The sequence below is a fragment of the Cupriavidus sp. SIMBA_020 genome, assembly GCF_046535395.1.
GTDB classification, from domain to species: domain Bacteria; phylum Pseudomonadota; class Gammaproteobacteria; order Burkholderiales; family Burkholderiaceae; genus Cupriavidus; species Cupriavidus campinensis.
On record NZ_JAWRWU010000013.1, the window covers coordinates 50,357 to 68,216 of the forward strand.

19 protein-coding genes and 1 tRNA gene are annotated in these 17,860 nt (G+C 61.0%); 7 read left to right on the forward strand and 13 right to left on the reverse strand.

Annotated elements, in window-relative coordinates:
• Window positions 1–41: 41 nt before the first annotated feature.
• The gene (locus SB751_RS21895; RefSeq protein ID WP_144202020.1) at window positions 42–893 is read right to left on the reverse strand and encodes a hypothetical protein; all 852 of its coding nucleotides are present in this window, start codon (window positions 891–893) and stop codon (window positions 42–44) included.
• Window positions 894–1,098: 205 nt separating this feature from the next.
• Between SB751_RS21895 and SB751_RS21900 the strand changes: the two genes are divergently transcribed.
• The gene (locus SB751_RS21900; protein WP_144202022.1) at window positions 1,099–1,725 is read left to right on the forward strand and encodes a DNA-3-methyladenine glycosylase I; all 627 of its coding nucleotides are present in this window, start codon (window positions 1,099–1,101) and stop codon (window positions 1,723–1,725) included.
• 408 nt (window positions 1,726–2,133) lie between these two features.
• On the forward strand, window positions 2,134–2,763 hold the full coding sequence (locus tag SB751_RS21905) for a LysE family translocator (RefSeq protein ID WP_144202025.1): 630 nt from the start codon (window positions 2,134–2,136) through the stop codon (window positions 2,761–2,763).
• On the opposite strand, the gene SB751_RS21910 is transcribed toward SB751_RS21905, so the two are convergent.
• The 3 genes from SB751_RS21910 to SB751_RS21920 are packed head-to-tail and all read right to left on the reverse strand — an operon-like array spanning window position 2,719 to window position 4,357.
• On the reverse strand, window positions 2,719–3,681 hold the full coding sequence (locus tag SB751_RS21910) for a cation diffusion facilitator family transporter (RefSeq protein WP_144202028.1): 963 nt from the start codon (window positions 3,679–3,681) through the stop codon (window positions 2,719–2,721). The two genes, SB751_RS21905 and SB751_RS21910, sit on opposite strands and share 45 nt — an antisense overlap.
• The gene (locus SB751_RS21915) at window positions 3,678–4,106 is read right to left on the reverse strand and encodes a type II toxin-antitoxin system VapC family toxin (RefSeq protein ID WP_144202030.1); all 429 of its coding nucleotides are present in this window, start codon (window positions 4,104–4,106) and stop codon (window positions 3,678–3,680) included. Before SB751_RS21915 ends, SB751_RS21910 begins: the two co-directional genes overlap by 4 nt.
• Window positions 4,103–4,357 carry a FitA-like ribbon-helix-helix domain-containing protein gene (locus tag SB751_RS21920; RefSeq protein WP_144202032.1) on the reverse strand — a complete coding sequence of 85 codons (255 nt, stop codon included), beginning with the start codon at window positions 4,355–4,357 and terminating at the stop codon, window positions 4,103–4,105. The genes SB751_RS21915 and SB751_RS21920 overlap by 4 nt, the downstream gene beginning before the upstream one ends.
• 283 nt (window positions 4,358–4,640) lie before the next feature.
• Between SB751_RS21920 and SB751_RS21925 the strand changes: the two genes are divergently transcribed.
• From SB751_RS21925 to SB751_RS21945, 5 genes are all read left to right on the forward strand, one after another.
• Window positions 4,641–5,735 carry a site-specific integrase gene (locus tag SB751_RS21925; RefSeq protein WP_410748542.1) on the forward strand — a complete coding sequence of 365 codons (1,095 nt, stop codon included), beginning with the start codon at window positions 4,641–4,643 and terminating at the stop codon, window positions 5,733–5,735.
• A 281-nt stretch (window positions 5,736–6,016) separates the two neighbouring features.
• Window positions 6,017–6,454, forward strand: coding sequence for a type II toxin-antitoxin system RelE/ParE family toxin (locus tag SB751_RS21930; protein ID WP_410748543.1), 438 nt, complete (start codon window positions 6,017–6,019; stop codon window positions 6,452–6,454).
• Complete coding sequence (locus SB751_RS21935; RefSeq protein WP_410748544.1) at window positions 6,451–6,960, forward strand: helix-turn-helix domain-containing protein; 510 nt, start codon at window positions 6,451–6,453, stop codon at window positions 6,958–6,960. The genes SB751_RS21930 and SB751_RS21935 overlap by 4 nt, the downstream gene beginning before the upstream one ends.
• Window positions 6,935–7,582 (forward strand): hypothetical protein, encoded by a 648-nt coding sequence (locus tag SB751_RS21940; protein ID WP_410748545.1) that lies wholly within the window; start codon window positions 6,935–6,937, stop codon window positions 7,580–7,582. The genes SB751_RS21935 and SB751_RS21940 overlap by 26 nt, the downstream gene beginning before the upstream one ends.
• A gap of 124 nt (window positions 7,583–7,706) precedes the next feature.
• On the forward strand, window positions 7,707–7,964 hold the full coding sequence (locus SB751_RS21945; protein WP_410748546.1) for a hypothetical protein: 258 nt from the start codon (window positions 7,707–7,709) through the stop codon (window positions 7,962–7,964).
• A 594-nt stretch (window positions 7,965–8,558) separates the two neighbouring features.
• Here SB751_RS21945 and SB751_RS21950 read toward each other — a convergent pair.
• From SB751_RS21950 to soxZ, 9 genes are all read right to left on the reverse strand, one after another.
• Window positions 8,559–10,727: a DNA methyltransferase gene (locus SB751_RS21950; protein WP_410748547.1), complete on the reverse strand. Its 2,169-nt coding sequence runs from the start codon at window positions 10,725–10,727 to the stop codon at window positions 8,559–8,561.
• Window positions 10,724–11,575 (reverse strand): hypothetical protein, encoded by an 852-nt coding sequence (locus SB751_RS21955; RefSeq protein ID WP_410748548.1) that lies wholly within the window; start codon window positions 11,573–11,575, stop codon window positions 10,724–10,726. The genes SB751_RS21950 and SB751_RS21955 overlap by 4 nt, the downstream gene beginning before the upstream one ends.
• Window positions 11,576–12,259: 684 nt before the next feature.
• Window positions 12,260–12,466 (reverse strand): type II toxin-antitoxin system MqsA family antitoxin, encoded by a 207-nt coding sequence (locus SB751_RS21960; RefSeq protein ID WP_410748549.1) that lies wholly within the window; start codon window positions 12,464–12,466, stop codon window positions 12,260–12,262.
• 980 nt (window positions 12,467–13,446) lie between these two features.
• Window positions 13,447–13,522 (reverse strand) — tRNA-Ala (locus SB751_RS21965).
• 85 nt (window positions 13,523–13,607) lie between these two features.
• Entirely contained in the window at window positions 13,608–15,329 is a 1,722-nt protein-coding gene (gene soxB, locus SB751_RS21970; RefSeq protein ID WP_410748550.1) for a thiosulfohydrolase SoxB, read from the reverse strand.
• Between the two features lie 19 nt (window positions 15,330–15,348).
• Entirely contained in the window at window positions 15,349–16,053 is a 705-nt protein-coding gene (gene soxX, locus SB751_RS21975; RefSeq protein ID WP_144202057.1) for a sulfur oxidation c-type cytochrome SoxX, read from the reverse strand.
• Between the two features lie 17 nt (window positions 16,054–16,070).
• Window positions 16,071–16,910 carry a sulfur oxidation c-type cytochrome SoxA gene (gene soxA / locus SB751_RS21980; protein ID WP_144202059.1) on the reverse strand — a complete coding sequence of 280 codons (840 nt, stop codon included), beginning with the start codon at window positions 16,908–16,910 and terminating at the stop codon, window positions 16,071–16,073.
• 132 nt (window positions 16,911–17,042) lie between these two features.
• Window positions 17,043–17,516 (reverse strand): DsrE family protein, encoded by a 474-nt coding sequence (locus SB751_RS21985; RefSeq protein ID WP_144202061.1) that lies wholly within the window; start codon window positions 17,514–17,516, stop codon window positions 17,043–17,045.
• Between the two features lie 22 nt (window positions 17,517–17,538).
• Complete coding sequence (gene soxZ, locus SB751_RS21990) at window positions 17,539–17,850, reverse strand: thiosulfate oxidation carrier complex protein SoxZ (protein ID WP_092300146.1); 312 nt, start codon at window positions 17,848–17,850, stop codon at window positions 17,539–17,541.
• Window positions 17,851–17,860: the final 10 nt, after the last annotated feature.

The following is a 17,860-nucleotide window of genomic DNA, read 5'->3' on the forward strand; positions in this document are numbered from 1 at the left end:
AGCCAACCCTCGGGTTGGCTTTTTCTTTGGATGCGCGGGGCTTAGCGGGCGGCGGTGGCAGGCGCTACAGCGTTCGCGGGGGCCACCGGGGCCGCCGTGGCCACGCTCGGCACGGTGGACTGGGCCAGGCCGTACATGCCGGCGATCATGCTGGACACCGACTTGACGTCGCCCATCGACAGGCGCTGCATCACGCCGGGCACCTTGGCCGCATCGGCCAGCAGGCTGTCGAACAGCAGGTATTCGTCGTCGCTGGAGCCGGTGCCCGAGCGCAGCGCATATTCCTGCTTCCGGATCAGCCGGTTCTGCTCGCCCACGCGGAACGTGTAGGTGCCCTGGAAGGCGGGACGATAGGAATCGGTCATGCTGGCGGACACGTAGGCCGTCATGGTCTCCACGGTCAGCACGCCAACGCCGGCGGTGGGCTTGCGGGCGGCGAAGATCGCGTCGGGCTCCACGACCACGCGCAGGGCCGGCTGCACCTCGGCAATCTGCTTCGCAACCGCCTCGGCCAGGGCCTTGTTGACGTCCGGCACAGCGGGGTCCTGCTCCCGGACGGCCTCGATCCGGCTGGCGAGCTGTTGCGTGCGCTCGACCAGCGCGCCGGAGCCGGCAGCCTTGTCAACGGCCAGCGCCGCGCCCAGGGCGGCCAGCGTGCCGATGGCCCCGAAGGCGCTGCCAAGATTGGTCATGTGCTGGACATTCTGGCCACCGATGGTGCTCACCACGATGTACTTGGTGGGCAGGTAGGTGACCACCAGTTCCGCGAACGGCTCGGGCGGGGCGGGCGGCGGCGCGACCTTGGCGCGCCGGGACGCGCCGGCGCAACCGGCCAGGAGCACGGCAACCATGCCGAACACGACGCAACGGGAGGCAAAGCGGTGAGACATCATGGAGACCAATCCGAAAAATAGACCAGACCTTGCCTAACGGCTGCCCCGGGTGAAACCTGCATCACTCGGTGGTGGGGGGGAGCCTGCGCGGCGGCGGGGTTCCAATTGCATGTCCGCATCCAGCCTTCCGCAAATCCGCTGGTGCGGGCATGATCGCAGCCAAAGCGCCAGCGCGCGCCGTCCATCCCATCAGGAGCTTCCACGCATGACATCGCCAGAGACCGCCTCGCAGCCCCGGGTACGCTGCAGCTGGTGCGGGACGATCGAGGATTACTGCCACTACCACGACCACGAATGGGGCTTTCCAGTCGATGACGACCGGCGCCTGTTCGAGAAACTGTGCCTGGAAGGCTTCCAGTCCGGGCTGAGCTGGCTCACGATCCTGCGCAAACGTGAGAATTTTCGCAAGGCGTTCGCCAATTTCGAGATCGACAAAGTTGCCCGGTTTACGGCGCGCGACGTGGAGCGGCTGCTGGGCGATGCCGGCATCATCCGCCATCGGGGCAAGATCGAGGCCGCCATCCACAACGCCCGCTGCGCGCAGGATCTGCTGAAGACCGAACCCTCGCTGGCTGCCTATTTCTGGAAATTCGAGCCGGACCCGAAGTCGCGGCCCCGCAAGGTCACGCCGGAGGTGCTGCGCGAGCTGACGACGTCGCCGGAGTCCGTGGCGCTCTCGAAGGACCTGAAGAAGCGCGGCTGGAAGTTCGTTGGCCCGACCACGATGTATGCGCTGATGCAAGCCATGGGCCTGGTCAACGATCATCACGAGGGCTGCGCCACCCGCGCCGAGGTGCTGAAGGCCCGCAAGGCTTTCAAGGTGCCACGCTGATGCTCGCCTGAAGGCTAGCTGGAGGCCAATCCATCCACAGCGCCTTTCTGTTTCGGCAACGGTGCGTATACGTATACAGATATTGTTTACGTATACATAAATAGTAGTAGTAGGTAAACGTCGCCCCTGGCCGTTGATAACCCGGTTTTTCCCTTTCCCCTCAGGGGCTTGAGAAAAAGACAAGCCTAGGGGCGGCGCACCGCGTATACGTGGACAACCGCCCCGCGCCCGGTTTCATCCCCCGCCACGCCCCGGAGATATCCGTATACCGCCCACACGCGGCCCCCAGGCAGGCCACAGGCAATCCATGTGGTTGTCCCCAAGGCGGGGCGAAGATGTCCACAGGGTCCGTGCATGGGGGCGAGGATCGGGGCACACTGGCGGTTCGCTGCCGAAGGAGCCCCGACGATGGATGCCACCACCCTCTTTCTCTACCTGATTGCGGTTGCCGCCGTGATGGTCACGCCCGGCCCGACCATGCTGCTCGCGCTGAGCAACGGCGCCACGCGGGGCATGCGGGTGGCCGCCTGCGGCATTGCCGGCGCGGCGCTGGCCGACCTGCTCCTGATCGGCGCGGTGGGCTGCGGGCTGGGCGCGCTGCTGCTGGCGTCCGAGCAGTGGTTCACCGTCATCAAGTGGATCGGCGCTGCCTACCTGCTCTACCTGGCGTGGGGGATGTGGCGCGCGCCGACGCAGGCACTGGTGGCCACCTCCGGCGCGGCCTCGGCCAGCGGCCGGGCGGCGTTCTTCCGGGCGCTGTTCGTGGCGCTCTCCAACCCCAAGACGCTGCTGTTTACCTCGGCCTTCGTGCCGCAGTTCGTCCACGCGGACCAGCCGGTGGCGCTGCAATACACGATCCTGGCAGTCGTTGCCGCGCTGATGGACATCCTGATGATGTCGATCTACGCGTACGGCGGGCGCCACGCCATGCGCACGCTGTCAGCGCGCGCCGTGCAGTGGATCAACCGCAGCTGCGCCGGCATGCTCGCCTTTCTAGCGGTCGGCCTGAGCCTCTACCGCCGCAGCGACCTGCGCTGAATCGGGAGCCGGGGCCGGCACCGGGTCCACGTGGGTCATCACGTTGAGGACATCGTCGCGCAGCATGGCGCGGCGGCGCGCCTCGGCGGCGATGGCGTGGCCGCGTTCCACGGTCAGGTCGGCGCGGATCTCCAGGTGCACGTCGACCAGCACCATATCGCCCATCTTGCGCGTCTTGAGGTCGTGCAGGCCGAGCACCCCCGGGGTGTCGAGCATGGCGGCGCGCAGGGCGGCCACCACGTCGTCATCGGCGGCGCGGTCCATCAGGTCGCTCAGGGCCGTCCAGCCGAACTGCAGCCCCATGCGCGCCACCATCAGCCCGACGATGATGGCCGCCACGGGGTCCAGGATGTGATAGCCCAGCAGGTTCCCGCCGATGCCGAGCGCCACCACCAGCGACGACGCCGCATCGGACCGCGCATGCCAGGCATTGGCCACCAGCATGCTCGAGCGCACGCGCTCCGCCACGCGGAGCATGTAGCGGAACAGCAGTTCCTTGAAGATCAGCGTGCCAATCGCCACCCATAGCGCGACCGCCTTCACCGGCTGCAGCGCTTCGGGATGCTGGATCTTGCCGATGGCCGACCACAGCATGCCAGCGCCCACCGCCAGCAGGATCACCCCCAACGCCAGCGACGCCGCCGTCTCGAAGCGCTGATGGCCGTACGGATGGTCGTCATCCGGGTCCTTGCTGCCGTGATGCCCGGCGAACAGGACCAGGAAATCCGAAACCAGATCGGAAAGGGAGTGGATGGCATCCGCCACCAGCGCCTGGGAGCCCGCCACCACGCCGATCGCGCCCTGCGCGATGGTCAGCACGACATTGACGGCCACGCTGACAAAGGTACTGCGCCGGCCGGCCTGGGCGCGGGCGACGGGGTCGGTGCGATCGGGTGAGTCCTTGCCGAAGGTGTTCACGGGATTGAAGAGTGGTTCCAGGGATTGATGACGGTCAGCCCGGCGGCCTCGAAGGGGGCGGTATCGCGTGTTGCGACAATGTAGCCCCGGGAGGCGGCAATCGCACCGATATAGCCATCGGGCGTGGGGAATCCCTTCCCCGCCAGCCGCGCCTTCACGGCCAGTTCGGCATAGTGCCGGGCAGCACCGGTATCGAACATCAACACGCGATCGCCGAACAGCGCGAGCAAGCCGTCGAGGGTTTCGGACAAACCGTGCTTGCGCCGGCCTTCCGGCAAGGCGCCGATCCCGAACAGCAGTTCGGCGAGCGTGACACTGGACAGGTACAGCGTTTCCGCAACCTGCGCGTTCAGCCAAGCGCGCACGGCCGGATTGGGCTCCGGCTTCATCGCCTCGGAGACGACGTTGGTATCGAGGACGATCATTCGAACTTCATCGGCTCCGCCGGCGCTTTGTCACGCTGTGTGTCGAACACCGCGAAATCGTCGTTTGTCAGGCCCGCGCGCTGGCCCAGCGCGGCCAGGGCGTCACCCATCCGCACACGCTGCTCGGATTTCACCGCGCGTTCCAGAATCTCGCGGACCTCAGCCTCGGTGCTGCGGCCATGCTCGGCAGCCCGCATGCGCAGGGCGCGATGCACCTCATCGGGCACATTTCTCACGGTCAGCATCGGCATAGGCACCCCTTAAAAACTGCATTCAATGCCTGCAATTATAGAAAGGTGACAGCATGGGGGCAAGGCGGCATTAAAAACGCCGCCCCCAAAGCAAAACAACGCACTACATCTCTCGACGTAGTGCGTTGTTTTACAAGACAAATCCTGGTGGACCGAAGGAGGATCGAACTCCCGACCTCTGCATTGCGAACCTAAAAGTCTTCCTATATAGATCAATGAGTCTAGCGTCATGTTGGCTTATTTGCCACAATCTTGCCACAGTGAACTTAAAGGCACCTGAGGCATGGCAACAATTCGCAAGCGTGGTCCTTACCAGTGGGAAGCGCAGATCCGCCGCAAGGGATACCCCGCTCAAAGCAAGACATTCACCACGAAAGCTGAAGCTGAGGCATGGGCGTCCGTTATCGAATCTGAAATGACGCGCGGTGTGTGGACGAGCCGTGCCGAAGCCGAAGCGACCACTCTCCGTGAAGCTCTGGATCGCTACGAGATTGAAATCCTGCCGGCAAAGAAGGGAGCGGAGCCCGAGCGTTCGGTTGTGCGCACCTGGCGAGACCTACAACTTGCGAAGCGCACTCTGGCATCTATCCGTTCCGCTGATGTTGCGGGCGTTCGCGACGAATGGCTGAGGCACTACAAGCCGGCCACCGTACTGCGCCGGCTGGCCGTTCTCTCACATCTCTTTAACATTGCACGCAAGGAATGGGGGATGGAGAGCTTATCCAATCCGGTGGAATATGTTCGCAAGCCTCAGCCAAACAACGCTCGTACACGGCGCATTGCCGTCGTAAGTCCGTACCCACTTTCCGACGACTCGTCAAACGACGGTCCGGAGCGCGTGCTGGGGCATGGAGAATTGGAGCGCATCCTGGCAGCTAGCGAGTCAGCGCAGCTTCCCTCTATCGTCAAACTCGCCGTTGAAACGGCCATGCGGCGCAGCGAGATCATTGGCCTCAGGTGGGAGCACATTGACCTACAAAGGCGGATTGCCCATCTGCCAGCGACGAAAAACGGGAGCGCACGGTATGTGCCGCTTTCGTCGCGGGCAATAGTTGTCCTCAAGGCGCTTCGTGGGCAGAACGTTCACGCTACACGAGTTTTCGACATCCGTTGCGACGCCGTGACTAGGGCCTTTGAGCGTGCTGTTAGGCGCGCTCGCAAGGAATATGAGCGCCAATGTGATGCTGTCGGCCAGCGCCCTGATGCGAAGTTCCTAACGGACTTTCGGTTTCATGATTTGCGACACGAAGCAACCTCGCGCCTGGCGTCGATCTTCCCGATGCATGAGCTAACGAAGATCACCGGGCATCGGGACCCTCGCATGCTAATGCGGTACTACCACCCTCGTGCCGAAGAGTTGGCGAGGCGACTTTTGTAGTCAAACGCGGAGTCACGCCGGCTGCCCCACGTTTGGGCGGTTCCTGCTCTCTAGGTGTACACACTACAGTGCTGTTCTCGCCATGTTCGCGTCGATACCCCCGCAATTGTGTTTTCACACAACAGCGGTCGGAATGCAGCTCGCGCGGCACATGGTTGAAATTTGGATTGCAGCAACTTAACCTATAAGTTAAGATCAGTTCCATGCGCCTACGTGAGGTCCTCTTCTCTGATGTAATGCCCACGGGTCACAAGCCTCTTGTGACTCCGCCTAAGGCCCCCTTGGCGCTGTGGAAGGTGACTGTGCTTACAAAGGAATGTGAGCCATTCGACGCAACGGACTTCGCTCGGAGCGTTCAGGCAGAGGTCGACGACGATGACAAGGTCGGAAACTACGTTGCGATGCTGTTTGCGCTATTTAATGCGATCAAACAGGCGGACTTTCATGCCGCCCTTACGCAACTCGCAGTCCAGTGCAAAGAGGCACACGCATTCAAGTATCGCGGACACGGAGAGCGCCTATGGGAGTTGAAATCTAGCAAGAAGGACCGCATCTATTTTTATACTTTGGGCAAGCCCAAGATTATTGTGTTGCTTGAAGCGCACCACAAAAAAGATCAGACAACACCCAAAGCAGTTAAGAATCGCGCGGAAACAGCGATCAAAAAGATCGTCGACGATTCTGATTCTATTGAGTTTTGCAAAGGGTCTAAGCCATGAAATCCAACACCGAAATTGCCGCCGCTATTCTTAGGAGCGCTTCGATTTGGAAGGCGGCTCGCCGCTTGGCTCCGGTTATGCAAGTTCGACAAATTATGCATGAGAAAGGGCTGAAAAATGTCGACCTTGCAGAACGATTGGGCGTATCCGAAGCAAATATTTCTAAGCTTCTGAAGGGTGATAAGAACCTTCAGCTGGATACGCTTTACCTCCTCGCTGATGCAATTGGGGAGGAGCTCGCACTTTCCTATGGCCAAGACAATGCTCAAGCCGAGGATAAAGACCACGAGGATTGCAACGACCAACCCTCGCAGAGCGCTTTCAGCGAATGGACGGAAATTTCCGTAGAAGATGAAACGGTTGAAGCGGCACCAGCGTGTGCTGGTGCCGTTATTCATCTAGATACGTTTCGAAATCTAAGAAATGTGCTTAGCCGCCAATCCATCGCAGAAGACAGATTCTCTGGACAGGATTTTATAAATGAAAGCCGCGCCGCTTACGCTTAACAGACTCGAATTTACGCAAGTCTCTATCGAGGCAAACGATCGCTTTACTACCGAAGAGCAGCGGTATGCACCTCAACTAGAATTCGATTTTAGCGGTGCGATGTTCCGAAAAAAATCTTCACTCGCATACCAGGACGGTGAGAATTTTGAGCCGAAGGAGTTTGCACTGAAATTTGAGCTTGCTCTTAATAAGGAAGATCAGCCGAGCGAAATCTGCCCTCCCTACTACTTCCGTTTGACAGTTCAAGCGTTTATGACGCTGGAAAAAAACGGATTCGATAACACAATTGAAGTGTTTCGGGCCGTGCGGCAGACTGGGTATAGCATCATTTATGGCGCGATGCGAGAGATGATGGCTAATCTTACTGCACGGAGCACTCACGGAATGATGCAACTTCCGACGGCACAGTTTCAGCAGGCCGCAAAGGACGAGGCTGAAAAGGATGAGGCGGAACGCGTAAATAAGCTTAAAAAATTGCAGGCTAAAGCGTCGGCTCAGCTGTCAGGTGATTCGAATTTGCGCGACGCAACGGAGAAATCCTCTGCAAAGCGTCGTGCGATCCGAACAAAAGCAAAAACAGCTGAAACAGTAAAGACGCGCGATACGCTGAAGAAAGAGTAATTTTTACGATAGGCTTCGTATGAGAAATGTTCTTGCAACCAGATTCCGACACCAGATGCCGAGACTTCTCCGAATATGAGCTCATGGGAGCTCATATCATGTCATTTTGACAAGGAGATGTGAAATGACGCTGACTACTGGCAGCTGGTCCGGCAAGGACAACAAGCATTATCGGGGACACCTGGATCGAATCAATGTTTCGATTACCGAAGAGTGGGAGGTGGAGTATTTTATCGACAAATTCCTCACTTCTCACAACTACAGTCTCAGTGCGCCCAATCGCGAAGTGGTTCTCAAAGCAATCTCCGAATACCAGGGCAGGAAGCCTGTTTTGCGGGAGAAGTTGAACGCCTATCTGGAGCAAAAATTGCTGAAAAAATAGTCCGGAAACTGCTTATCAAAGATAATCAATCCTTAAGCCATGCACCGCTGCGTGGCTTATTTTTTGCCCAGCAAACTTAGCTGGCTCACCTAATTAGGTTTGCAAAAATCTACGATCCGGTGATCTTCAACAGTTAAAGACTCACAGACAGTCCCTGAAAAGGGGCTATTGGTACGCCCCGCGAGAGATTTAGCGGCTAAAAAATTCTGAGGATAGCTGTTCGCCTTGCAGAGCAAGAATTCCCTTTGAGCGCCCCCGGCGCGAATGTGGGAACATGAAGGTAGCAAGCCGGATTGCCGGTTAGCTAACTTCACATATCCTGCCCGCGCTCCTCGCTTTATGTGGTCTTTAGGCGTCGCGATGCCATCGTACGGGGGCTTTTATCGTTCCAACACGGAACTTTTGCCGAGCCGATGCTACGGCTTTACAGTTGCTCTATCGGCCAACACGAAACTTCAAAACTTCAGCCGAACCGCGCCGCACAAAATGGCGTTTCGTCGGTGCATTCGACGTGTCGACCATGAGCCGCTCTGTGTCGATCTACGCCAGAGAAGTTGAGCCCGAGTCCGCCGGCAACCCCACGCAGCCGCTCCCTCATGCAACCGGCAACTCGGCGTCAGCGGACTTAGTCTCTTCATCGGCACTGCCAGAATTTGGCCCCACTGCCAGCCGAATCGCCTCCAGATCGACCTTAATCTCATCGAAACTCATGTCGTCAGCAGCACGGGCAATCAAAGTCTGGGCCGCGCCAATCACGAAGCGGTCACCTGCAGAAATACGAATGCCTGCATCTTGCAGCCGCGCAGCCAGCGCATCGACGGCATGTCGTACATCCTGCATGGCGGATGACTGGTGCAGGGCAAATGGCTTCTTGCGACACACGAGGATTGCATCCAGGCTGATTGGGTCTTTGGCCGCCGTCTTTGGGCTCGCCGCGCGCAGCTCAGCGTGGACTGGATGGGCCGCGACCACCGCCAGTCCCGCCTTGTTGATCGCCTCGTAGATGGCCGCCCATCCCTCGGCCCGCGAATGATGGAAGCTGAAGGCTAGGACCCCATCGTCCTTGAGCACGCGGCATGCCTCGGTGAAAACCGAAGCAAGCTGGCGGGCGAACATACGTGGGTCCTTGTGCTGCACCTCTCCCTTATCAGACGAGTCCTCGCGAGCCATCCAGGGGTAGCGCTGACGCAGAACGGGCGAGAGCCAGGCAAAGAAGAAGTCGCTCAGCTCCGAGTAGTGAACGAAGTCGAAGTATGGCGGATCAGTTACCACCGCATCCACCGAGCCAGCGGGTACGGGCAGCCTTGAGCTGTCTCCATTGAGGATCATCAGGCCATGATCCGCGGCTTCCAGTTCGGGCCACGTCTCGACGTGACGCGCGCGGATTGGATGACTGGCCACCATCTTGCGCGAGCCCGCACGGTTGCCGTCCTGGTCATGCTCCAAAGCGACTTCGAAAGGCTCATCGAGATAGCGCTTTGCGCGCAGCAGTCGCGACTCGAACAACGTGCTAAACGTGCCGCTGCTCTTGTTAGTGCCCCACACGGAGTTCTCCAGCGGGGTGCGCTCTGGCTTGAGTATGTGGTTCGAGAACATGTGCCGCACGGCCCCAGTTCCCTCACCCTTGAAGCTGCAGAACAAATTGTTGAACTCCAAGGTGCTGGAGAACAAGCACAGCATCTGCTCTTGCACTGCCAGGTCGGCGATGGTCAGTATTTCGCGAAGCAGCAACCCAAGGCACAGGAGTTGGCGCGCATTGAAGAAGTCACGCCACTGGGTGTAGTTATAACCGCGCGCCTGGTCGGTGTTGTGGCCGGGTCGTACAGAGGTTTCCGGCAGGGGCAGCACCTCATTCGCAAGGCGCTCCTTGGCTTCCTCGTAGAGAGCCATATCCTCATCCCGCACAGGCAGGTAGACCTTCGTACCATCAGCTCGCAAGCCCATCATCGCGTACATGCGATGGATGGGCGGCGCACCGTCCTTAGGCAGTAGCTCCTTGATCCGGTAACGCCGGCCACCCGTGGTGGTGACGTATTGACCAGCGGCCGGGCCTTCCTGCGGGTTGAACTGGTGGCCGCAGTGCTGGCAGCGCAGGTCGGTTGCATCGTAGCGATCCTCCAGCACGCTCCAGCAGCCAGGGCAAACGATTTGCGCTCGTGGCTTCTTCTTCGGATAGGCATCCTGCGAGAACACGTAGCGCGACAGCAACGGGATCACCTCGCCCTCCGGCGTCGTGACTGTCTTGACCCAAAAGTAGTACAGCACCTGGATCAATTCGCCTGTCAATGGATTTCGGGTCTGGTAATAGCGCCGAATCTCTGGCGCCACATTGCGTTCCAACCGTTCAAAGGCAGCGCGAAGCTCTGTCTCGGACGCTGGCGTAAATGCCTGGCGCACAAGAAAAGTGCTGACTGGGTTGATGTCGCAGCCGATGGCTTTGGCACCCAGCTTGACGGCCTCACCTAGCGTCGTGCCACTGCCCATGAAAGGATCGAGTACCACCTTACCCGCCAGGTCGTGAGTCTTGTAGAACTGCGCCCAGGTGTCGGTGCCAGGCTGACTCAAAGCCCCGAGCGTGATGCCACGGAACACCGACCCGAGTCGGGTCGCCCACCATTTGTGGATGTGGTAGATAGGGCGATTGATTTCCTTACGCCAACTTTCCTGTTCGGCGATCTGACTGATCTCGACCAGCGGGAAATCGCGCTCCAGCTCCGTCGCTACTGCCGGAAATGCGAGTTCGATCTGATCAGTTCTATTCATTCTTCGTCCGGCAGGTTGTTCTCGTCGGGTTGCACCAGGGTGTCAACCATAGTGACCAGCTTGTTCGCGTCGTCCTTTAGCCTGTAGGCCACAAATTGGTGCCGGGTGCCTGCGTTTGGATTGGGCACGCGCTCTGCACTCAGCTCGTTAGTACGAAGGTCAAAGTTGTAGCCAACAACCAATGTTTCGGCCTCGACACGAGTAAGATTGCCGACCACTTGATAGCGGTCATCGCTGCCGAAGTTCTCCGGCAGGATCAGAGTCATCAGACCAGTAGTGCCCTTGGTCAACGCAAACGGCGTCGGCGCAACGTACATCTTCCGGTCACGGATCATGATGTCCCCGTAGGTGCCAAAGCCCTTTACGTTCTTGTTCTTGTGAACATAGTTGTGGTCAGCGTTCAGGAAGTCGCCGTGGCAGATCACCAGATCGACAACTGGGTACTCCATGCCGTCAGGCTCTTTCGGATAGCGACCGAAAACGTAAAAAATCTGACGCCCGTTGTGATAGCCAGTAGGCACTTGACTGTTCGAGTCGTAGTCGCGCTCTCGCCCAGGCCACGCCAGACCCTTGATTTCATAGCCTTCGGTGTACTCAACCAGCGAAAAATCAGGGTAGGTATTTCGTCCTGAACCCTCGAAGTGTCCCGCAAGGCCAGCCAGGCGCTTCTCGAACCAGTTTTGAAAGTGAAACTCTTTGTCTTTCTTGTGCTCCAGCTTGATGTTCTCGCCAGCTCCTTTTGCCTCGACGCACTTTTCAAACACGTCAAATACGGTTGTCTTTTGGATCACGTTGTCCATTTGCTGGATTTCTTGCTGTAGTTGTTCAGTTGCGATGCCATCTGCCATTTCATGTGCTAGCGGCAAAGGCCAATGAAAGTTCCCAAATTGGGTGCCGTCTGGGTCAGAAGGATGGCGCCCCCACGGTCGAGTTGCACCCATACAGATGCCACAAACGGCAGGGTACAGCTTTGGACATACCCTGAGCATTCCCGATGGCTCGGCCTCATAAGTAGCCGTGCCCGTTTAGGTCCGTGCCGGCGCCGAACCGCCAGACAAATAGGAGTTGCCTCGCTTGGAGCGAGGCGGGGCGCGTATTTTAACATTCGGGCCGCCTATCTACCGTCAAAAGGGGGACGAAGCGAGGCGCTTTGCATAGGACTGTAGTTGGGCAAGCTAGGCTTATGCCGCAACGAGTTCGGGAGCGCGTTCACTCAAACCTAGCGTTCAGACTTTAGCTGCTAAATTTTTGGGCATGCCCCCCCCTCGCGGTAGCGTAGGGCAGGCAATCGTCCATGAGCGCCAGAGGTGCGAATGGTCGTGAAAGTAGCGAATCGGCGTGCCGGTTAGCTAACTTCACATATCTTGCCCTGCTGCCGCACTTTGTTGCGGCTTCATAGTTCTGGGCTCATCTGAAAACTACCTTTATCGCGGTGGCACCAAGGTTTAGGGAAGCTTCACGGAAGCTTTGCGCAGGCTTTACGCATCCGAAGAAGTCGTGACGCCAGGCAATGGTGGCTTCCGCAGTCCGGCTCAGGATCGGCCATCGACCTCCCTTTTGAACGCCAGCATCTGTCGCATGGCGGCCTCCGACTCCTTGGCGTCAGTAACAGACTCCCCGCAAACGGGGCAGAACAAGCCCGTGACAGCACAGACCACAGTATCCCGACCCTTGTAGCGGTAAGGAACATCTCTGGTGGCGGGTTTCATCGCTGCGGCATTGCATGTAGGACAGATCATCGTTGTTCCAATGTGCTCAGCACTTACAGGGCCGAGTTATCCACAGATTTCGTGGCTCTTACTATCGGTAAACATATAGGAGTAAACCTATAGGTTTTAGGGGGGGGTGGATACGGCGCGAAAAAGGGGGGTGGATTCGGCGCAAAGGGGGGGTAAATTCGGCGTGGACAAGTCTTGCTATCGACAGGCTTATCCACAGCCGCCCCCTTCGGTTTCAAACGCTTTGGCCGGGGTGAATGGATCGTTCGCGCCGTTGGCGCTCCACTTGCTCAGCTTTCGTGGGGCGGCCTCGACGCGGCGAAGGCCCTTGCAAGGGGCTCAGAGCCCCTACGAGCCGCGATCTCGCGACGTGGGCTGCTAGCCAGCTCTCCACGTCCTCAGCACGCCATAGGAGCCGTTTGGTGCCCGGGAGCCGACAAATCGGCGGAAGGGACTGCGGATTACGCGTGGCGTCGCTACGGACGCTTGCTACGGACTTATGGAGGCATTGCGCCAATTGCTCGACCGTCAGAAGGACGGCCGTAGTTACTGCGACAGAAGTCTGTCCCATTTCGATAACCCAGTAAGCCGGCTAGGGTCATCAAGTAGTTGCGCCGTTGAGCTACTCGGTGATTGACCAGGGCGACACCGGGGCCCGGCCTTGTGTGTGTGAAATCACGATGTCGAGGCGAACCCGCAGCACAAACGGGGCTCTGTAGTCATCGAACCAACTGCGCAGGGCGCAGTTGGCCGGTAGTTGACCTGGGCGACACCGAAGCCCGGCCTTGTGGATGTGAAGTCACGGTGTCAGGTACAAACGCCCGCGTAGCAGGCGAGCAAAGTCTAGCAGCAGTGTTGCGCAGTGTCATGCATGCGAGTAGGTGTGGCACGTTGGTCGAATGCCACAAATCTGCCACACCCGATGTGCAAAAACCCGCATCCCAAAGCAAAACAACGCACTACATCGCCAGACGTAGTACGTTGTTTTACAAAGAAAATCCTGGTGGACCGAAGGAGGATCGAACTCCCGACCTCTGCATTGCGAACGCAGCGCTCTCCCAGCTGAGCTATCGGCCCGTGACGGACGATTCTAACCGAACTCCGCGCGGGGCATCAATTGCGTCCGCCCAACACTGCACATCGGCGAGAGCGCCTCAGGGCCTCAGGCCACCATGCCCGGGTTGCCGTCCATGCCGCGCACGGTGGGCAGGTTCAGCGGCCGGGCGCTGACTTCCTTGTTTGACCGCAGCCATTGGGCCATGACGTCCCACACCGGGGGGCCGCCGGTCTGGCGGGCTTCCTCGGCCACCGGGGCCCAGCCGGCTACCTTGTAGGTCTTGCTGGCGTCGAGCGGGTGGCCGGCCAGCCGCATGTTGCTGATGCGCCGGCCCATGGGCTGGTTCGGGTCGATGGTGTACTGCAGCCCGCCCACGCGCACCATGTCGCCGCCCTGCTGGTAGTACGGGTCCGGGTTGAACAGGTTGTCCGCCACGTCTTCGAGCACGGTCTTGATGGTCTCGCCGGTCATCGCCGTCACCGTCGTGTACGGGTAGGTGATGGCGGTCTGGTCCATCAGCGCCTCCATGGTGATCGGCTCGCCCGGCACCAGCGTGGTGCCCCAGCGGAAGCCCGGGGAGAAGGCGATTTCGGCGTCCTGCACCGCCATCAGGCCGTCCAGGATCAATTGGTCGAAGGTGCCGTTGAAGTTGCCGCGCCGGTACAGCAGGCCACGGTTCACGGCCAGGACCTCGCCAAGCTTGGCTTCGTAGGGGGCGCGGACCTTGCGGATCAGCGCATCCATGTCCGGGTCGGCGGGCAGGAAATCGGCGAAGACCGGCAGCAGCTTGTATCGGAAATCGACGACTTTGCCGTTGCGCACATCGAAATCCAGCACCCCCAGGAACTTGCCGTTCGAGCCGGCATTGGTGACCAGCGTGGTCCCGCCCGGGTTCTTCACCGGCACCGGCGCCGGCACGCCATCGTGGGTGTGGCCACCTAGTATTGCGTCCAGTCCGCGTACGCGCGAGGCCAGCTTCAGGTCCACATCCATGCCGTTGTGCGACAGCAGCACCACCACCTGGGCGCCCTTCCCGCGCACATCGTCAATCACCTGTTGCAGGCTTTCCTCCTGGATGCCGAAGGTCCAGTCGGGCACGAGGTAGCGCGGATTGGCGATGGGCGTGTACGGGAAGGCCTGGCCGATGATGGCCACCGGCACGCCGTTCATGTGCCGGATCACATACGGATCGAACACCGGATCGCCGAAATCGTTGGTCTTCACGTTCTGCGCGAGGAAGGACACGCGGTCCTTGAAGTCCTTGCCGACGATTTCCTTCACGCGGTCCGCGCCGAGCGTCATCTCCCAGTGCGGCGTCATGACATCCACGCCGAGTTGCAGCGCGGCATCGACCATGTCCTGGCCCTGGGTCCACAGCGCGGTGGCCGAGCCCTGCCAGGTGTCGCCGCCGTCCAGCAGCAGCGCGCCGGGCCGGCTGGCGCGCAGGCGCTTGACCAGCGTGGCGAGGTGGGCAAACCCGCCGACCTTGCCGTAGCGGCGCGCCGCCTCGGTGAAGTCGAGCGAAGTGAACGCGTACGCGGCGGGCGTGCCCGGGCGGATGCCGTACTGGCGCAGGAACGCCTCGCCCACCAGGTGCGGCGGCTTGCCCGCCCAGGGCCCCACGCCCAGATTCACGCTCGGCTCGCGGAAGTGCACGGGCCGCAGCTGGGCGTGGCAATCGGTGAAATGCAGCAGGTGGACGTTACCGTGGCGCGGCACATCGTAGAACTGCTGGGCGGCGCGCGCGGCCTGGGCCTCGCCGGCGGGCAAGGCCATGCCGCCCGCGCCGGCCACGGCCAGCACCTGCAGGAATTCGCGTCGATTCATGCCCGGAGCCGCGCCGGCCTTACTGGTTGACCGGCGATGCCGGGTCCAGCAGCAGCGCCATCACATCGCGGATCTGTTGCTCGGTCAGGATGCCCTTGTGGCCAAAGCGCGGCATGTTGGAGCAGGCGCTGTAGGCGTTGGAGTCCCAGATCTTGCCCCAGGTGTACTTGACCACCTCCGGCGAATTGCCGCGCAGCTTGCCGTACTGATATAGCGACGGGCCGATATTGCCGAAGGAGATCTCGGCCTTGGTCATCTGGTGGCAGGCATAGCAGTTGCCGCCGTTCACGCCGCCCACCGGGTCGGTGAACTGCATGCCACGGCCGTTCTGGGCGATTTTCTCGCCTTCCTTCCAGTCGCCGATCCAGTTGCTGTCGGCCGGATACTTCACCTGCTTCAGCTCGGCCGCTTCCACCTTCTTGGCCACGGCGGCCGGCACGCGCGTGCGGTCCGGGTACTGGCTGCACGCCTTCTGGGCGCCGTCCTGGTTGATTACGCCTTCCACGGTGGCCGGGCCCTTCGAGGTGAAGGAGGCCTCGATCATCTGGCGCACGTCGGCGTCGGTGACCTTGGCGGTGAAGGCCGTGGTGGCCGTGCTACCCGATTTGGCGGCGCGGGCGGGCTTGGCGGTGTCCTGGGCCAGGGCCGACAGGCTGAACGTGGCCATCGCGGCCAGGACCAGGGTGGCGACGGCAGTCAGCGCCATCGATTGGTATCGCGTCATCGTGTGCTCTCCGTGCCTCAGCGCTTCATGTTGGGACCGTCGTACGTGCCGCCGTTGGCGTTTTTCGCCAGGAACATCGACAGGGCGGTGATCACGTCGGAGCCATAGGCGGGCTCGGGGAAGCGCTGCTGGCGCAGGCAGTCGTAGATCCGATGCTGCATGGTGCGGACCTCGCCCTGCGAGACGCGGTACGCCGGCCACGTGGTGTATGCGGCCTGGGCGCCCTTGGGCTCCAGCAGGTTCGGCAGGTCCTGGAGGCGGATGCGCTGGCCGTCCACGGCGTGGCAGGTGGCGCAGGCGAAGTCATAGGCGCCGCCCCGGTAGAAGAACATCTTCTGGCCGAGCGCGTAGACGCGCTTTTCCTCGGGGTGCGTGAGTTGCACGTTCATCTTCACGCCGCGCGACTCGCCGGTCAGGTAAGACGCCAGCCGCTCGATGTCGGAAGGCTTGCCCGATGCCGAGAACGGCTGCTTCGTCGCCTCTTCCTGGGTCAGGCCCTGCAGCGTCACCCGGCACCAGGCCAGGCGCTGCTCAAGGTCCATCACCTTGTTGGCGTCCTTGAAGTAGCGCGGGAGTTCGGCGTAGGCGCCCTTGGTCACGCCCGGGCCCTTGCCCAGGTCGCACTGTTCGAGCGAGGCGTTCTTCGGCCCGGCCGGCTTCTTCCACAGTTCCTCGCCGGCGGCTTCCCAGAGTTCGGCGGGATTGCCTTCGGCCAGCATCTGGCGATACTTGGCGATTTCCTCGGCGGTGCTGCCCTGGGCTTGCGCCAGCGAGGCCAGGCCGGCCAGCGAGGCGGCGGCGATGGCCGCGGCGGTCAGCGCCACGGTGCCGCGCAGGCGGCGACGGGTATTGCGCATTGGGGGCTTCTCCTCGCGATGGCACCGCCGGCGTCAGCCCCTCATCGAGGCTGGGCGGTGCATCACTGTTCTATTGCACTGGACTTCGGCATCCGGCCAGCTTGGCTCCTGGCCGGATGCCGGGCACTGCGATCAGGGCTTCAGGTACGCGTAGCCTTCGTCGAACTGCAGGCGGGCGATCTCCACCACGCCGGCCTGCACGATCTTGGCGTCCATCAGCAGGCTTTGCTCGGAAATCCGGCGCGCGGTCAGCGTGTTACGGCAGACGCGGAACTCCACGCCCGACGACCCCAGCGCGCCCACGGCGGCCTCGAAGGTGTTGCCGCGCGAATCCTTGGCGCCTTCCACGAGGAAGTCCACGCCGTAGCCGAACGCCACCACCACGATCTTGGTGTCCGGCGCCGCGTTCAGGTGGTTGCGCAGGTTGGCCATGGCGCGCACGGCCTGGTCGATGCCCTCGGACAACTGGTACACCACCTTGACCCGTCCGCCCTTGCCTGCCTTGGCGCCCGTTCCTGCCGGGGCCGGGGCCTGCTGTGCCGCCGCCCTGGCCGAAAGGCCGATGGCGGCCAGCGCCGCCGTGGCCCGAATGAATGCTCGCCGCATGCTGCTTCCTCGCTTCGCCCGTTCAGGCGATGGTGGCCTCGTCGGTGCGCTTGTCGCCCCGGTTGTCGACCCAGGTCACGGTGACCTTGTCACCCTTGGCGCCGCCCTTGAACTTGAAGTTCAGGAACGGGTCCTTCGACACGGCGGGGCCAAACTGGGCGTTGAACACCTCGCGCCCCTTGTACGTGGCGATCACGGTCTGGATGTGCCAGGCCGGAATCGTCTTGCCGGCCGCATCCTTGCGCTGGCCGGTTTCCATGTCGTGCTTCATCAGAATCTTTACGTCTACGACGCCGCCGTTCTCGGTGGCGCGGACGCGCATCGGGTCTGCCATCTGGCTCTCC